This is a genomic window from Commensalibacter intestini A911, assembly GCF_000231445.1.
Taxonomy (GTDB): Bacteria; Pseudomonadota; Alphaproteobacteria; order Acetobacterales; family Acetobacteraceae; genus Commensalibacter; species Commensalibacter intestini.
In genome coordinates this window covers 1-2,166 of record NZ_AGFR01000025.1, presented here as the reverse complement: position 1 = coordinate 2,166, position 2,166 = coordinate 1, and the positions used below count along the sequence as shown (strand labels likewise).

The 2,166-nt window shown below is 31.9% G+C and carries 3 protein-coding genes; all 3 read left to right on the top strand.

Annotated elements, in window-relative coordinates:
* A partial coding sequence (locus tag CIN_RS11985) for a hypothetical protein (protein ID WP_040364501.1) occupies positions 1-605 on the top strand: 605 nt, incomplete at its 5' end.
* Between the two features lie 13 nt (positions 606-618).
* Positions 619-987 (top strand): hypothetical protein, encoded by a 369-nt coding sequence (locus tag CIN_RS11215; protein ID WP_008855198.1) that lies wholly within the window; start codon positions 619-621, stop codon positions 985-987.
* A gap of 186 nt (positions 988-1,173) precedes the next feature.
* Complete coding sequence (locus tag CIN_RS11210) at positions 1,174-1,680, top strand: helix-turn-helix domain-containing protein (RefSeq protein ID WP_008855197.1); 507 nt, start codon at positions 1,174-1,176, stop codon at positions 1,678-1,680.
* The last annotated feature ends 486 nt before the right edge of the window (positions 1,681-2,166 follow it).

The window sequence follows — 2,166 nt, the reverse complement described above, 5'->3', positions numbered from 1 at the left end:
AACATGACTTCAATCAAAAAGTAGAAATTACTCCACGAGAAATCGTAAAAAAAAGTTTTTCACCTCAAGGTATGAGTTTGGATGAAGCAAATAATTTCTTAAGAACAAATCCTACAGGGGAGAAAATGCTTGATGAAATTATGAAAGGTCAACCCAATTTATCATTAGAACAGGCAAGAAATAAAGTTATTGAAACATTACAATCTGGAAGTAACTTACCTACTGAAAATATTTTAAAAGATGGGGTTATTTATAAACTGCAACCTTCAGAATATTCTTCTGTGCTTCCAATTACACCTTATCTTATTACCCCAGAGCATTACGAACAAGCCTTACAAATGGCAAAACAACAAGGCACAACTTTAGATAAAGTGCTTGGATTGCCAGAAAGTAATGTAAGAAATGAATTTAGTTTATGGAAATTAACCACAGATAAGCCTGCGACAGTTTTTACAAATACTATTGCACCAACACAAGAAACTGTACTACAAAATGGAATAGAACAGGTTATTCAAAAGCCAGGTGGAGCTCTTCAAGATTTATTATTAAATCATAATTCATTTAAACAAGAATTAATGGGCACTATTAGTAATTCACCTAAATAAGGAATAATAAAAAATGACTGCACCCTATGATTATCATTTAAACTTTGAAGCTTTGCATAGAAGCACTGAGGAGCTAGAGCGTTTATTAAATAAATATCGTTCAGAGAATAAATATGTTGAAGAAGCATACCAAAGTTTAAAACCACTATTTGATAAAATTCATAGCAATCAGTTGAAGAAAGCAATCGATGGGAATTTATCAGTAAGCCGTATGCTTGGAGAATCTGGTGTAGAAATTGAATATCCAGATTTAAGCCAGGCTTATGCCGTTTTTTCTTTAGATGTTAAAGGATTAACAGATGATCCTTTTAATGAAGTATTTAAAAAAATGTATGAAAAAGCGAAAGCAAAAGCTTTTGCTGAACAAAAAGAAAATCAATAAAACAAAGGATAGTTTTTTTTTGAAACAATGTTAAAATAATAGATGGATTGATCGTAAATCTCGATTTATGGTCAATATTTTTTCAACCATTGCACAATGGACGAAGTGAGTTAGAGCTCACCCCGTCCCGATAAATCGTGCGCTCACAAAATCACACGATCATCGTTGTGATGGTATTATATAACAATGAATACATTTAGTCTCAAACAACTTTTTCAAAATCTTTCACAATTAAAAGAAATTACCCCTTATCAAAAGGCTGTTTTAACTTCTTTAGTGTCATTTTTTGGCAAAAAAGGGTGCTTTCCGTCTCATACCACGCTTGCGATTGATGCTGGTGTTTCTCCTCGCACTGTAGCAAAGGTTTTAAAAGAGGCTCGTCTTCGTGGGTGGCTTGATTGGACAAATGAGCGAATTGGTCGCAGACAATCTTCTAATCGCTATCGCTTTACGATTGATAATAAATATATTTCCAAAATTCGAGACGCTGTAAAAGCGATAAAAGAAAAATCCGCAGTTTTCCAGTATGTCCACAGGTTGCACGCCACGCAAAGAAGTCCTTATTATTATATTAATGAAGAACGAAAAAAGATGTGGAAAAAGATAATTGAACCAAAAAATGGATTATCTCCATTTCAACGACTCTTTAAAGAAAATCCAGAGCTTGCTTTAAAGCAATTTATGGCTTCTTAAAAAAATAAATTAAAAAAAATATTAAAAATAAAGAAGTCTAAGCTCTAACTTTGCCTTTGAAATAAAAAACATTAAAGAAGAAAATCGCAGTTTTTCAGTATGTCCACAGGTTGCACGACAAAAAATCCTATTATGTAGTTACAAAGATTTCACGTTAAAGACATTTTTTAGCTTAGGGTAAATTATAAGAGGGCAAGGATATACAAAGGGCACTCTGTTTCTTTGTAACTTGTAAGGGGATATCCCCTTAACCCCTAAGAAAGCCCTTTTCTTCTAAAGTCAAATCTGACTTTATTTGATCTTTAGTAATTGCTCAGGAAGATAATGAGTAAATTTAACCTATTAAGCTTAAAGCTACATATTTCGAGTTTACTTGAAATATTTTAATTGAAAAACAATTTTGAAGTTTTAATGAGATTGCGTTTTTATCAAATGAAACTAATCTAGCTTTCTTATTTGAATGAAAAATAGATTACAAAAATGCAA

Excerpts from the sequence above, each read along its gene's own strand:
- CIN_RS11215 (WP_008855198.1), top strand. The coding sequence starts at position 619 with ATGACTGCACCCTATGATTATCATTTAAACTTTGAAGCTTTGCATAGA.
- CIN_RS11210 (WP_008855197.1), top strand. The coding sequence starts at position 1,174 with ATGAATACATTTAGTCTCAAACAACTTTTTCAAAATCTTTCACAATTA.